This window comes from Pseudomonas sp. 86_A (assembly GCF_017491705.1).
GTDB classification, from domain to species: Bacteria; Pseudomonadota; Gammaproteobacteria; order Pseudomonadales; family Pseudomonadaceae; genus Aquipseudomonas; species Aquipseudomonas koreensis.
On record NZ_JAFGYS010000021.1, the window covers coordinates 1 to 14,303 of the forward strand.

Genomic DNA, 14,303 nt, shown 5'->3' on the forward strand with positions numbered 1-14,303 from the left:
GGTGTGGGGGTTTTGTGGGGGGAATGTGGAGATTGTGTGGAGACTTCACCGGCCCTATCGCGAGCAGGCTCACTCCTACAGTTGATCGCATTCCCCTGTAGGGGTGAGCCTGCTCGCGATGGCCACGACGCGGTATCAGGGCAAACGGAGAGTCACCTCAACACCGTTCTCGACATTGCAGACCTGCATCGACCCACCATGCAACTTGACCACTTCTTCAACGAAGTTCAGCCCCAGCCCGGTGCTCTTGCGGCCACTGTCCGGACGCGGCAGCGAGTAAAACCGTTCACTCAGGCGCGGCAAGGCGTACTCGGGAATCGCCGCGGCTTCGTTGAACAACCTGAACTCGACCTGCTCCCCGACCCGCTCGGCACTGAAGCGCAGCAACCCGGCGACCGGGGTGAAATCCAGCGCATTATCCAGCAGATTGCCCAACGCCTGCCGCAGCAGAAACGGCTCGCCGATCAGTAACAGGTCCGGCGCAATGGTCTGCTCGACCCTGAGCCGCCGGCCTTCGATCCGCGCCGCCTGCGCCTGCAACAACTCATCGACCAGTCCTGCCAGCGGCACCGCCACCCGCTCTTCCAGTCCCTGACGCTGCTCGACTTGCGCCAGATTCAACAGCCGCTCGATCAACTGCTGCATCCGCGCACTTTCACTGTCGATGTTGCCGACAAAACGCAGGCGCTGGATCGGCGGCATGTCCTCCTGCAGCAGTTCCGCCGCACCGCGAATCGCCGCCAGCGGACTCTTCAATTCATGGGTCAGGGTGTGCACGTAGCGCTCGACGTAGGCTTTGCCTTCCAGTTGAGTGCGCATCTGCTCCACCGCCGTGGCCAGTTGCTCCAGTTCACCACCGCGGTAATGCGGCACTTCGACTCGCCGCCCCTCACTCACCGCCTGGGCGTAGCCGGTCAAGCGGTGCAACGCGCGGCTCAGCCACCATGACAACAAGGCACCGAACAGCAGACCCAGGCCGATCAGCCCGGCGCCGTAAAACAGCAGGCGGCGCTCGGTGCGATCGACATAAGGCTGCAAGGAACTGTTGGGTTTGGCCACGGTGACCACGCCGATGATCCGGCCGTTGTCGCGGATCGGCGCGCCGACGTGCATCACCGACGACGCCGAATCATTCGGATCGCTGCGGGTTGAACGTGCGCCGTACTCTCCCCGCAGGGTCAGGTAGACGTCGTTCCAGCGCGAATAATCCTGACCGACCGCCACCCCGCTGGAGTCCAGCACCACGATGCCTTTGGCGTCGGTGACGTAGATGCGGTGGTTGACCTGGTTTTTCGGCAAGCCCCAGATCGTCGCCTGTGGCTGGCGCTCGCCATAGGCGCGCAGCAACTCGGGCCAGCGGTTCTCGCTGAGGGTCCCGGCCTTGAAATCATCACGAAGGATTTCCGCCATCAGGTTGGCGGTGTCGACCAGGGTTTCTTCGGTGGACTGGCGCACGCCGGGGCGGATTTCCTCCATCACCGTGTTGAGCACGAAGTAACCGGTCAGGCCGATAAACAGCACATACACCAGAAAAATCCGCAGCCCCAGCGACATCAGCTGTGCCCCGGGCTGTAGCTGTAACCGAGGCCGCGATGGGTCTGGATCGGTTCGGCGTCGGCCCGCACCAGGCGCAGTTTGGCACGCACACTCTTGATGTGGCTGTCGATGCTGCGCTCGTAGCCGGCATCGGCGGCAACCCCTAGGGCGTCAAGCAATTGCTCGCGGCTGAAGACCCGCTGCGGTTGCTCGAGCAGGCATTGCAACAGACGGAATTCGTGCCGGGTCAGGCTCAACGGCTGGCCCCGGTAGGTGATCAGCACCCGCTCGGGATCGATGCGAAACACCGCCGAAGCGGCGTCCACCCCTGGACGCGGCGCCATGCGCTTGAGAATCGCCCGCACCCGCGCCGCGACTTCCCGCGGGCTGAACGGTTTGACCACGTAATCGTCGGCGCCGATCTCCAGTCCCACCACCCGGTCGATCTCGGCATCCCGGGCACTGAGGAACAGCACCGGCACCTCACTGAAGCGCCGCAGCTGTTTGCAGGTTTCAAAACCGCTGATGTCCGGCAGGCCGATGTCGAGGATGATCAGATCCGCCGGCGTCTGCCGTTGATGCTCCAGCGCCGCCGCGCCGAGGCTCAGCCACGTGGTGGCGAACCCCTCGCCCTGCAGGGCAAAAATCAGCGTGTCGGCAATCGCCGCTTCGTCTTCGACAATCAGGATATGAGGCATGGCGTCCGAGCCCATGGGTTAAGTGCGCGAACGGTGCCCCAAGCCTGACGTTACGTCAATGAGACCACTTAGCAGTCCGGCTTGTCGGCGGTAAAACGCCGCGCCGGGTTTACCGCTGCGCCAAACTCGCGCAAGGCCTTGGCACCGATCAGCAGCGGGTAGTTGAAGTTGCTGCGGTCGGTCAGGTTGACCTCAACGGTGCGCTTGACGTTGCCCAGGCACAGTTCCAGATCGACCACCGGGCGTTTGGCGACTTCGGTGCTGTCGCCCTCGTCCTCTTCATCCGAGCGGCTCTTGATCTTGCTGATCCGCGCGACCTTGTGCTCGTAAACCTTGTTGCTGGCGTCCTTGGTACCGAGGCGAAAACGCACCCAGTTCTCGCCGTCGCGGGTGAAGGTCTCGATGTCCTTGGCCGACAGCGAGGCCGTCAGCGCGCCGGTGTCCATCTTGGCCTTGAGCACCTCACCACCGATTTCCGGCAGCGCGATGTACTCGTAACGCCCGTACAGGGTCGGCTCGGCGGCCATGACCGGCAGGGCGACGAGGGCAAACAGTGCAAGGAGGGATTTCACGTAAGGGGCTTCCTGAAAGAGTGGGCTCAGCGCCGAATTCTAGACCGCGAAAAAACACGATAGTTGGTTCACCGCCAACCTTTGTGGCGAGGGCGCTTGCTCCCTCTCGACGACGCAGTCGTCGTAAAACCAGCCTGCCTGTTTCGCCTGACACACCGAGGTGAATGGATTCGGGGCCGCTTCGCAGCCCAGCGGGAGCAAGCTCCCTCGCCACAGGGTTCAGCGATAACTCAAGGGTAACCTCTCAAAAGTGAAACATTTGTCACCCCCGATTTGGCCTGTCGCCCGAAGCCACTTATCATGGCGCGCCCATCCAACGTCATAGAGTTGCTTATGCGCCGCCTGCTCACCGGCTGTTTCGTCACCCTGCTGCTGTTGCTCAACACCCTGATCCTGATCGGGCCGTTGCTGGTGTTTGCCCTGCTCAAGCTGATCGCGCCCGGGCGCTGGCGTGACTATGCGTCGTGGGCGGTGATGTGGATTGCCGAGACCTGGGCCGAAATCGACAAGCTGATTTTTCGCCTGTGCATCCCCACCCAATGGGACATTCGTGGGGGCGCAGACCTGCGCAGCGACACCTCGTACCTGGTGGTCAGCAACCATCAGTCGTGGGTCGATATTCCGGCGCTGATCCAGACCCTCAACCGGCGCACGCCGTTCTTCAAGTTCTTCCTCAAGAAGGAGCTGATCTGGGTTCCGTTTCTGGGACTGGCGTGGTGGGCGCTGGATTACCCGTTCATGAAGCGCTACACCAAGGCATTCCTGGCCAGACACCCGGAGCTGGCGGGCAAGGATCTGGAGATCACCCGACAGGCCTGCGAGCTGTTCAAGCGCCAGCCGGTGACCGTGGTCAACTATCTCGAAGGCACCCGCTACACCGCGGCGAAAAGCGCGCAGCAACAATCACCGTTCAACCACCTGCTCAAGCCCAAGGCCGGCGGCGTGGCGTTCGTGCTGGCGGCGTTGGGTGAACAACTGGACGCCATCCTCGACGTGACCGTGGTTTATCCACAGCAGACGATTCCGGGGTTCTGGGATCTGATCAGCGGCAACGTGCCGCGGGTGATCGTCGACATCAAGACCCGCGAACTCGACCCGGCGTTGTGGCAGGGCGATTACGAGAACGATCCGGTGTTTCGTCAGACGGTCCAGAACTGGGTCAACCAGCTCTGGACCGAGAAAGACCAGCGCATCGCCGAACTGCGCGACGAGCGCGGCTGAATCAGCTACCGGTGCCGGCGCCCCAGATGCTGCCCAGGCTCTGCAGCAGCGGGCCGCCGACGCCTTGATCACCCAGATACTTGAGCAGCACCGGGGCAAACTGACCGACCATGCCGCTGTCCATGCCCAATGCGCCGAAGGCGTTGTTCAGGTCGTTGGTGTTCTTGACATTGCCCAGGGCGTTTTCCAGCCCCGCCGACTTGCCCGACGAGCCCAGCAAACCGCTCAACGCCGCCAGGTTGCCGCTGCCGCCCGACAGTTTGTCGATGCCCGGCACTTCTTTGGCCAACTGCGAATAATCGGTGCTGCTCAATTGGTTCTTGGCCAGGCCAAGCATGGCGCTGGTGCCACCGACAGCTTGCTGAGGCGTAACACCGAGACCGGTCACCGCTTGCAGCAGACCGGCGGTTTCCGAGGTCGGCGCGGCGGCGGTCGCGGCGTTGCCGCCCTGCATGCTCGAAGCCGCTTTGGTCACGTCGTCCAGACTGAAGCCGGCGAACACCGGGCTCGCTGCAAGGGTCATCAGTGAAGCCAAGGCAATACCGCGTGAAATCTTCATTCAGACATCCTCTTGCGCTGTGGTAACCGCCCGTCAATGAGCGGCAAAACTGCCGGTTTGACCGGGTATCAGCCGGCATGTTCCTCGCCGGCGCATCCATTTTCAGGATAGCCACGTATATAAAACGTGAAACCGTGGATAACCCGAGATGAATGGCACAAGCGCTGTCGCTGAACTAGCCTGTGAACAGCCCGAGCAGCAGCCTCGTCGCCCGCCCATTGCCTGGAGAAACGTCATTTCCACCGCCGACACCGATCAGTTGCGCCAGCTGTTGGCCCAGTGTTCACTGGGCGACCGTCGCGCGTTCGAAACCCTCTATCGTCGTGTCGGCCCGCGCCTGCACGGCGTGGCCCTGCGTTTCATGGGCCGGTCGGATCTGGCCGAAGAAGTGCTGCAGGAAAGCTTCGTGCGCATCTGGAACAACGCGTCGCGCTACGAAGCCCATTTGTCGGCGCCGCTGACCTGGATGATCAACATCACCCGCAATCAGGCCATCGACCAATTGCGCAAACATCGCGACCGCCCGCTGACCGATGTCGAACAGGACGCCCTCGCCGACGAAGGCCCTTCGGCGCACGAACTGCTGAACAGCAGCCGCGAAGCCAGCGCGCTGCACCGTTGCCTGGACACTCTCGACGGCCAGCAGCGGCAATCGATCACCGTTGCTTACTTTCAGGGTCTGTCCTGCTCGGAACTGGCCGAACATCTGGTCGCGCCGCTGGGCTCGGTGAAATCGTGGATTCGCCGTGGCATGGAACGTCTGCGCAGGTGCCTCGAATCATGAACTACCAGACCCCTGCCCTGCGCCGCGCGCTCGCTGCCGATTACGCCATTGGCCTGATGTCGACGGCGGCGCGTCGGCGTTTTGAACAATTGCTTTTGGATGACGCTGCTTTGCGAACCGAATTGGCGCGGTGGCAGGAGAGCCTCGCCAGCCTGACCGACGCGATCCCGCAGCAGCCAGTGCCGGAACACGTCTGGCAAGGCATCACCGCGCGAATCGAACCGCAAGTGCTGCACCTTCCCGAGAAGCGTCCGTTCTGGAACTGGCTGCGGGTCAGCGTCGCAGCCTGCTCGATCGTGGTGCTGGTGTTCCTCGGTTCCCTGTACAACCGCGACGACGCCCGCTATCGCGCCACCCTGCTGACCGCCGACGCGCAACCGGCGCTGAAGGTCGAGGCGCATGCGGATTATCTGCAAGTGGAGCCGCTGACGCTGGCGGCCGTTGATGCGAATCGTAGCCTGGAGTTGTGGGCGATTCCGGCGGACGGCAAACCGATTTCGCTCGGGGTTATTCCAGCGGGAGGCAAGGGCAAGGTTGAGTTGAGCGAGGCGCAGAAAGCCTTGATCGGCAAACCGATTGCGCTGGCAGTGAGTCTGGAGCCCGAGGGTGGTTCGCCGACCGGGCAGCCGACGGGGCCGGTTCTTTACCAGGGGGCTTTGGCTGCCCTTTAGTACGGAGCACGCCGAGCATGTGTGACGAGGGAGCTTGCTCCCGCTCGGCGGCGAAGCCGTCGTAACAACGGCGAACTCAGTCTGAAAATCACCCTCCCGGAATTCAGGGCCGCTTCGCAGCCCAGCGGGAGCAAGCTCCCTCGCCACGGTATTCGTGTTCATTGCGCCATGAAAAACGGCGACCCTGAGGTCGCCGTTCTGTTTTCCTCTCCGAGGATGTCCAATACTGCAGCAACTCATCAATGATTCACGCATAGCAGGAAGTTTTCTTCGATACGCCATACGACCGGTACTGGCTGCACCGTAAAAGTACGCTTACGAATAACTTGCTCACACCTAAATATAAAATCGCTAAATTATTTCGAATAAATCTAAAAAACTGTCATACCTGACAGTTACCAGCGAATAACTGACCACCCATATTGTTCATGCCAACTTCAGATCTACCGCCACTTTTATTTTCAACTACTTGGGAAAGCCAAAATGACGACCAAATACGACGAGTCAGGTGCCATTATCAGCGAAACAGGTGTGGTAAAAAAAGTCATCCACTACGACAACGGCAACTATATATACGTGGTCACACCGGATGGACGAGCGAGCGAAATAAAAATGTCGAGCGCCTACCTAGAGCGCTTTTCAGTTAATGACAAAGTAGTGTTTCGAAACTCCTACAACAATTTCGAAATCATAGAAAAGATCTAGCTCTTCAATCAGCAAGAAACCTGCAAACCCGGAGAGCGAAACCTCCATGACATTAAAAAATAAAAGCTTCTTTTGTATAAAAAAGTGAGTCGTCTTGTAAAAAAAACGGCGACCCTAAAGGTCGCCGTTTATCGTTGAATGAACATCTAATAACTACTACCTTATTTACTTTCTAAAATAGACGCTTTCGATATTAAAATTTTCTAAAAGAGAAAATTCACGGTATCAAAACCAATCGATTTACCATCCGAGATACCCTCTGACCGAAGCATACAACCCAGTGACCGCTGAAAAAAATTCATCTTCCACAGAGCGAGCTTTTATAGCCTTGAAAGTATTGTCGTACTCCTCATCTGAAATTTTATTAACTCCCTCCGAAGCTAAAACATATTTAAACTCTCCATCAACCATTTTAATCAATTTTAGCGGACGAAATTTTTCACCCCTATCTTTCTCCGGATCATATGAAGCGGACCTGTATTCGCCAACCCGACGCCACGCCATATCCTGTAAATCATTACCTATGATTTGTTTAACCTTACCGTTCTCTGCAATACCAAAAAACGTCAAACCGGTGTCCGCGCTCGAAAAAGGAACAATGTCCTTTAAGGTATTAGCCATATCAAATACTCCTCTTCAAGATAGAACTGCTTAGGAACAAATTAAATCTACGCAAAGCAGAAATATTCACCACTGTCACTTCTGACAGTTGCTAAAACCAATTTGAAATAACCAAACCTTTTTTATGCCTGTAAACCAAATTCTTCCTTCCACCCCGATTGACTCAATTACTCAATCAAAAGAGACGCCCCTGGCTGCAATTGCAAATGCCGGCCGTGCACAGCCGATATCGAAGGATGGTGAACGTCTCGGTGACAAGCGCTCGGCAGGCGCACTCCAGGCAAAAAAAACGGCGACCCGAAGGTCGCCGTTTTGGATTGCGAGAGGCTTTACGCCGCACTGAACAACTTGTGCGGATCAATCACAAACTTCTTCGGCACGCCTGCATCGAACTCGCCGTAACCTTCCGGCGCCTGGTCGAGGCTGATGACCTGCACGCCGACCACTTCGGCGATGTTGATGCGGTCCCACATGATCGCTTGCATCAGTTGGCGGTTGTACTTCATCACCGGGGTCTGGCCGGTGTGGAAGCTGTGGGATTTGGCCCAGCCCAGACCGAAGCGGATGCTCAGGCTGCCCATTTTCGCGGCGGCATCGACAGCGCCCGGGTCTTCGGTGACGTACAGGCCCGGGATACCGATCTTGCCCGCCACGCGCACCACGCCCATCAGCGAGTTGAGCACCGTGGCCGGGGCTTCGGCTTTGACGCCGTCATGGCCATGGCCGCGGGCTTCGAAACCGACGCAGTCCACGGCGCAATCGACTTCCGGTTCGCCCAGCAATGCAGCGATTTGCTCGTGCAGCGGCGTATCTTGCGACAGATCGACCACTTCAAAACCCTGAGCCTTGGCGTGAGCCAGGCGGATGGTGTTGACGTCGCCGATGATCACCACCGCAGCGCCCAGCAGACGCGCCGAAGCAGCAGCGGCCAGGCCGACCGGGCCAGCGCCGGCGATGTACACGGTGCTGCCCGGGCCAACGCCCGCCGTGACCGCGCCGTGATAGCCGGTCGGCAGAATGTCGGAGAGGCAGGTCAGGTCGCGGATTTTCTCCATGGCCTTGTCGCGGTCCGGCAGTTTCAGCAGGTTGAAGTCGGCGTAGGGCACCAGCACGTATTCAGCCTGCCCGCCGGTCCAGTCGCCCATGTCGACGTAACCGTATGCGCCGCCGGCACGGGCCGGGTTGACGGTCAGGCAGACGCCGGTGTGTTGCTCCTTGCAGGAACGGCAGCGCCCGCAAGCCACGTTGAACGGCACGGAGACCAGGTCGCCGATTTTCAGATTCTCGACGTCGGAACCCTTTTCGATCACTTCGCCGGTGATTTCATGGCCCAGCACCAGACCGGTCTGCGCCGTGGTACGGCCGCGCACCATGTGTTGGTCGGAGCCGCAGATATTGGTGGAAACCACTTTGAGAATGACCCCGTGCTCGATCTTGCGACCGCGCGGGTCCTGCATTTTCGGATAGTCGATTTTCTGCACTTCGACCTTGCCAGCGCCGAGATACACCACACCACGATTGCCAGACATGCTTTCACCTCGCTGTTGTTTTTATGGAACCGCGTTGCCCAGGCAGGCAGCGCGTTAAGTGCTCGGGTACAGATGCTGATTGTTGTGTTGCCTGTTATGGCCTCATCGCTGGCAAGCCAGCTCCCACAGGATTCGGGTTGGATTCAGATTTTGTATACGACACAAATCCCTGTGGGAGCTGGCTTGCCAGCGATGGCGATCTAGAGAACGACCGTGCGATTGGCGTTGAGAAACACCCTGCGCTCAATGTGATAACCAACGGCCCGGGCCAACGTCAGGCCCTCGATATCCCGCCCCTTGGCAATCAAATCTTCCGGGTAATGACTGTGATCCACGGCCTCGACGCCTTGGGCGATGATCGGCCCCTCATCGAGGTCGTTGTTGATGTAATGCGCCGTCGCACCGACCAGCTTCACGCCCTTGTTGTAGGCCTGGTGATACGGCTTGGCGCCCTTGAACCCCGGCAGCAGCGAGTGATGGATATTGATCGCCTTGCCATCGAGCTTGCGGCACAGTTCCGGCGACAGCACCTGCATGTAGCGGGCGAGGATCACCAGTTCGGCGCCGGACTCTTCGATCACCTGCCACACCTGACGCTCCTGCGACGGCTTGTCATTGGGGTCGAGGGGGAAATGGTAGTAGGGAATCTGGTGCCAGTCGGCCAAAGGCTTGAGATCCGGATGGTTGGACACCACCGCCGCCACGTCCATCGACAATTGACCGATGCGCTGGCGATAGAGCAAATCGTTAAGGCAGTGATCGGCCTTGGAGACCATGATCACCACTTTCGGCCGGTAATTTGGCGCGGTCAGCTCGAAAACCATGCCAAAGGCCTGACCACGTTCGGCGAGGCCGGCGCGGAAGGACTGTTCGTCGAAGCCGTCAGGCTGACGGAATTCCACGCGAATGAAAAAGCGGCCCGAGAGCCGGTCGTCGAACGAGTGGTGCTCGGTGACGTAGCAACCCTGTTCGAACAGAAAACGCGTCACCGCGTCCACCGTGCCGAGCACGCTGGGGCAGTCGGCGGTCAGAATCCATGTGTCTGGGGCGCGGCTCATGGTGCGGTGACTCCTGTTTCAACATCTGTTAGCAGAGTGAACTCTGTGGCGAGGGTGCTTGCTCCCGCTGGGTTGCGCAGCGACCCCAAAATCAGCGACCGCATTTTTCCAGGAGAATGCGGGTAGCGGTTTGCGACTGCTTCGCAGTCGAGCGGGAGCAAGCTCCCTCGCCACAAATGCCGTCATGCGCCAAACGGGGTCAGGCCTGGACGCTGAGACCGTACTCGGCCGAAGCATCCTGCAACCACAACCACCAGTAATCCGAGAAGCTGCGGCGGATCAGCAGTTCCCAGGTGTCTTCGGCGGTGTGGCGGATCATCAGCTGCGACTTGGCGAACACCGTGCCGACCGCCTTACCCACCGGAAAGTTGTTCGGGTGCACGTCGTAGCTGGTGGATTTCATCAGCACCTGACGCACGTTCGGCCCGCTCAGCTCGAGCACTTGCTGGCCGCCGCTGACGTTGACGATCGCGATGTGCAGATCGCCCAGCGCTTCGCGCAGCTTTTGCTCGGCGGCGAACTCTTCGCCGCTGGGCACGATCAGCAGCCACTCATCCGGGCCCATCCATTGCAGGCTGGTTTCACCTTTGACGATCACGCTCAGGGCACCGGGCAATTCGATGCCCAAGGCCTTGTGTACGCCAGCGGCGAAGGCGGCATCGTGGCCATCGCCACGGAGGGTCAGGTGACCGAGGAGTTTCTTTTCACGCACGATCACGCCGGCGTTCTTGCGACCTTTGCCGACCAGGCTGGCGAGGTCGGCATGGTGCAGCGACGACTCGGCACGGGCCCCGGTGGTCGGGCGTTGTTGGTACACGTTGGCTGTGGTCATAAAGCACCTTCCTGAATTCTGACTTGAGCCCTTTGCAAGCAGATCTACCGCTATCGCGAGCAGGCTCACTCCTACAAGGGGTACGCGATCACCTGTAGGAGTGAGCCTGCTCGCGATGAAGTCACCGCGGTGCGACTGCACTCCACAGGAGCCGAACCATCAAATGTTCTGGCGATCACCCTTCGGATCGAAGAACACCGAAGAAACAATCTCCGCCTCGATCACGCTGCCATCGGCCAGCGGTGCAAACACCCGCTCGCCCATGCGCTTGAGACCGCCCTTGACCACGCCCATGGCAAACGAATAGCCGAGGGAGTTGTGCGCGTAGCTCGAAGTCACGTGGCCGACCATGGTCATCGGGATCGCTTGCTTGGTGTTGAACACCAACTGAGCACCTTCCGGCAGCCAGACGTTCGGATCGATCGGCTTGAGGCCCACCAGTTGTTTGCGCTGATCACGCACGCAGTCTTCACGGTTCATGCCGCGCTGGCCGATCCACGAGAACGGTTTGGTGCGACCGACGCACCAGCCCATGTTCAGGTCGTCCGGGGTCATCGAGCCGTCGGTGTCCTGGCCGACGATGATGAAGCCCTTCTCGGCCCGCAGCACGTGCATGGTTTCAGTGCCATATGGCGTCAGGTTGAACGCCTTCCCCGCCTCAACAATCTTCTCCAAAACACCCATCGCGTAGTCGGCCTGCACGTTGACTTCGTACGACAGCTCACCGGTGAACGAGATGCGGAACACCCGCGCCGGCACACCGCCGACCAGACCTTCTTTCCAGGTCATGAACGGGAAGGCTTCGTTGCTCAAATCGATGTCGGTCACGGCGCTGAGCAGCTTGCGGCTGTTCGGCCCGGACAGGGTCATGGTCGCCCAGTGGTCAGTGACGGAAGTGAAGTAGACCTTCATGTCCGGCCATTCGGTCTGGTGGTACAGCTCCAGCCACTGCAGCACGCGGGCCGCGCCGCCGGTGGTGGTGGTCATGACGAAATGGTTGTCGGCCAGGCACGCCGTCACCCCGTCGTCGAAGACCATGCCGTCTTCTTTGCACATCAGGCCATAACGGGCCTTGCCCACGTCGAGTTTGGTCCAGGCGTTGGTGTACACGCGGTTGAGGAACTCGCGGGCATCCGGGCCTTGAATGTCGATCTTGCCCAGGGTCGAGGCGTCGAGCAGGCCGACGCTGTCGCGCACGGCTTTGCATTCGCGCTTGACCGCGGTGTGCATGTCTTCACCGTTTTTCGGGAAGTACCACGGACGTTTCCACTGACCAACGTCTTCAAACTCGGCGCCGTTCTTCACATGCCAGGCATGCAGCGCGGTGTAGCGCACCGGTTCGAAGATGTGCCCGCAGTGACGGCCGGCTACCGCGCCGAACGTTACCGGCGTGTAGTTGGGACGGAACATCGTGGTGCCCATCTGCGGGATGGTCACGTTCAGCGAACGGGCGGCAATCGCCAGGCCGTTGACGTTGCCGAGCTTGCCCTGATCGGTGCCGAAGCCCAGCGCGGTGTAGCGTTTGACGTGTTCGACCGACTCGAAACCTTCGCGGGTCGCCAGTTCGATGGCGGCGGCGGTGACGTCGTTCTGCAGGTCGACGAATTGCTTCGGCGCGCGCGCGGTGCCCTTCTCATGCGGCACCTGGAACAGCGCCAGGGTCGCTTCTTCGAGACGGCTCAGGGCCTTGGGCAGCGTGCCTTCGACCACACCGAACCCGGCTTCACTGGCAGCACGAGCGCCACCCTCGAAACCATCGGCCAGCGAATCGCCGAGACCGTAAACACCGTTGATGCCACCGACGCACACACGCTTCTGCGGTGCTTCGCCCGGTACGAAACCGAGGATGTCTTCACGCCAGATCGGCTTGCCGCCGAGGTGCGAAGCCAGGTGCACCACCGGGCTGTAACCGCCGGAACTGGCGATCACGTCGCAGTCGAGCCATTCGCCCGGGCTGGTCACGCTGTGCGCTTTGACGTCGATCGCAGCGACGCGGGCAGCGGTCACGCGCTTGCTGCCACGGGCCTCGATCACGGCGCTGCCGGTGAGGATGCGGATGCCTTTGGCACGGGCTTCTTCCACCAGCGCACCACGCGGATTGCTGCGGGCGTCAGCGATGGCCACCACTTGCAGGCTGGCGTCGAGCCAGTCCAGCGCCACGCGATAGGCGTGGTCGTTGTTGGTCGACAGCACCAGTTTTTTGCCCGGTGCCACGCCGTAACGGCGTACGTAAGTCGAAACCGCACCGGCAAGCATGTTGCCCGGCACGTCGTTGTTGCCGTAGACCAGCGGACGCTCGTGCGCACCGGTCGCCAGCACCACACGCTTGGCGCGAACGCGGTGGATGCGCTGACGCACCTGACCGATCGGCGCACGGTCACCGAGGTGATCGGTGAGGCGTTCGTGAATGGTCAGGAAGTTGTGGTCGTGGTAGCCGTTGACCGTGGCGCGCGGCAACAACAGCACGTCCGGGGTGTCCTTGAGTTCAGCGATGACGCTGGCCACCCACTCCATCGCAGGCTTGCCGTCGAGGCTTTCGCGGGAGTCGAGCAGGCTGCCGCCGAACTCTTCCTGTTCATCGGCGAGGATCACTCGGGCACCGCTGCGCGCCGCGGCCAGGGCAGCGGCGAGACCCGCAGGGCCGGCGCCGACGATCAGCACGTCGCAGTGCTGGTTCATGTAGTCGTAGGTGTCCGGATCGACTTCGGTCGGCGAACGGCCCAGGCCGGCAGCCTTGCGAATGTACTTCTCGTAGGTCATCCAGAACGATTGCGGGTACATGAAGGTTTTGTAGTAGAAACCCGGTGGCATCAGCTTGCCGCCGACCTTGCCGAGAATGCCCATCATGTCGTTGTTGACGCTCGGCCAGCCATTGGTGCTGGTGGCCACCAGGCCTTGATACAGCGCCTGTTGCGTGGCACGCACGTTGGGAATCTGCGTGGCTTCGGTCGCACCGATCTGCAGCACCGCGTTCGGCTCTTCGGCACCGGCGGCGAAGATCCCGCGTGGACGCGAATACTTGAAGCTGCGACCGATGATGTCGACGCCGTTGGCGATCAGGGCGGAGGCCAGCGAGTCACCCTCGAAGCCTTTGTAGCTCTGACCGTTGAAGGTGAAGCTCAGCACTTTGTTGCGGTCGATCCGTCCACCGTTGGACAGGCGATTGGTCTGGCTCATACCTTCTCTCCCAGCGCCGTCGTGGCTGTTTTCGCAGCATCAGCCTTGTCGGTGAATTGCGGCTTGGTGCCGATCTTGTAGGTTTCGAGAATCTCGTAGGTCACGGTGTCGCGGGTGACGTTGAAGTACTGGCGGCAACCGGCGACGTGGTCCCACAACTCGTGGTGCAGACCGCGCGGGTTGTCGCGGAAAAACATGTAGTCGCCCCACTCTTCATCAGTGCAGGCGGCAGGATCCAGTGGGCGCGGGATGTGCGCCTGGCCGGATGCATGGAATTCCTCTTCGGAGCGCAGTTCGCCGCAGTGAGGACAGAAGATATGCAACATGGGGATTTCTCCTG

Annotated in this window: 14 protein-coding genes; 4 read left to right on the forward strand and 10 right to left on the reverse strand. The window is 60.3% G+C overall.

Going from position 1 to position 14,303, the window contains the following annotated elements; genetic code table 11:
* Positions 1-135: 135 nt before the first annotated feature.
* The 3 genes from creC to J5M57_RS25930 all read right to left on the reverse strand — a co-directional run bounded on the left by creC (position 136) and on the right by J5M57_RS25930 (position 2,806).
* Positions 136-1,554 (reverse strand): two-component system sensor histidine kinase CreC, encoded by a 1,419-nt coding sequence (gene creC, locus J5M57_RS25920; protein ID WP_169843463.1) that lies wholly within the window; start codon positions 1,552-1,554, stop codon positions 136-138.
* Complete coding sequence (creB, locus tag J5M57_RS25925) at positions 1,554-2,234, reverse strand: two-component system response regulator CreB (RefSeq protein ID WP_207848437.1); 681 nt, start codon at positions 2,232-2,234, stop codon at positions 1,554-1,556. The genes creC and creB overlap by 1 nt, the downstream gene beginning before the upstream one ends.
* A 68-nt stretch (positions 2,235-2,302) precedes the next feature.
* Entirely contained in the window at positions 2,303-2,806 is a 504-nt protein-coding gene (locus J5M57_RS25930; RefSeq protein WP_007962587.1) for an ATP-dependent zinc protease, read from the reverse strand.
* A gap of 333 nt (positions 2,807-3,139) precedes the next feature.
* Here J5M57_RS25930 and J5M57_RS25935 point away from each other — a divergent pair, with 333 nt between their 5' ends.
* A complete protein-coding gene (locus tag J5M57_RS25935) occupies positions 3,140-4,027 on the forward strand; it encodes an acyltransferase (RefSeq protein WP_169843461.1) in 888 nt (295 codons plus the stop codon).
* A gap of 1 nt (position 4,028) precedes the next feature.
* Here the strand turns inward: J5M57_RS25935 and J5M57_RS25940 are convergent, their stop codons facing one another.
* Entirely contained in the window at positions 4,029-4,586 is a 558-nt protein-coding gene (locus J5M57_RS25940; protein ID WP_083367717.1) for a DUF2780 domain-containing protein, read from the reverse strand.
* 148 nt (positions 4,587-4,734) lie between these two features.
* Here J5M57_RS25940 and J5M57_RS25945 point away from each other — a divergent pair, with 148 nt between their 5' ends.
* The 3 genes from J5M57_RS25945 (at position 4,735) to J5M57_RS25955 (ending at position 6,746) form a co-directional block, all read left to right on the forward strand.
* Positions 4,735-5,370, forward strand: a complete 636-nt coding sequence (locus J5M57_RS25945) for a sigma-70 family RNA polymerase sigma factor (protein ID WP_207848436.1) — start codon at positions 4,735-4,737, stop codon at positions 5,368-5,370.
* The gene (locus tag J5M57_RS25950; RefSeq protein WP_207848435.1) at positions 5,367-6,041 is read left to right on the forward strand and encodes an anti-sigma factor; all 675 of its coding nucleotides are present in this window, start codon (positions 5,367-5,369) and stop codon (positions 6,039-6,041) included. The genes J5M57_RS25945 and J5M57_RS25950 overlap by 4 nt, the downstream gene beginning before the upstream one ends.
* Positions 6,042-6,524: 483 nt before the next feature.
* Positions 6,525-6,746, forward strand: a complete 222-nt coding sequence (locus J5M57_RS25955) for a hypothetical protein (protein WP_207848434.1) — start codon at positions 6,525-6,527, stop codon at positions 6,744-6,746.
* Between the two features lie 240 nt (positions 6,747-6,986).
* Here J5M57_RS25955 and J5M57_RS25960 read toward each other — a convergent pair whose 3' ends face one another.
* The 6 genes from J5M57_RS25960 to J5M57_RS25985 form a co-directional block, all read right to left on the reverse strand.
* Entirely contained in the window at positions 6,987-7,367 is a 381-nt protein-coding gene (locus J5M57_RS25960; protein WP_207848433.1) for a hypothetical protein, read from the reverse strand.
* A 329-nt stretch (positions 7,368-7,696) separates the two neighbouring features.
* Entirely contained in the window at positions 7,697-8,896 is a 1,200-nt protein-coding gene (fdhA, locus tag J5M57_RS25965; protein WP_064589551.1) for a formaldehyde dehydrogenase, glutathione-independent, read from the reverse strand.
* A gap of 200 nt (positions 8,897-9,096) precedes the next feature.
* Positions 9,097-9,954: a formyltetrahydrofolate deformylase gene (gene purU, locus J5M57_RS25970; protein ID WP_064589552.1), complete on the reverse strand. Its 858-nt coding sequence runs from the start codon at positions 9,952-9,954 to the stop codon at positions 9,097-9,099.
* Positions 9,955-10,153: 199 nt separating this feature from the next.
* Complete coding sequence (gene soxG / locus J5M57_RS25975; protein WP_064589553.1) at positions 10,154-10,786, reverse strand: sarcosine oxidase subunit gamma family protein; 633 nt, start codon at positions 10,784-10,786, stop codon at positions 10,154-10,156.
* Between the two features lie 159 nt (positions 10,787-10,945).
* Positions 10,946-13,963, reverse strand: coding sequence for a sarcosine oxidase subunit alpha (locus J5M57_RS25980; protein WP_207848432.1), 3,018 nt, complete (start codon positions 13,961-13,963; stop codon positions 10,946-10,948).
* Positions 13,960-14,289, reverse strand: a complete 330-nt coding sequence (locus J5M57_RS25985; RefSeq protein ID WP_064589555.1) for a sarcosine oxidase subunit delta — start codon at positions 14,287-14,289, stop codon at positions 13,960-13,962. Before J5M57_RS25985 ends, J5M57_RS25980 begins: the two co-directional genes overlap by 4 nt.
* Positions 14,290-14,303 lie beyond the last annotated feature (14 nt).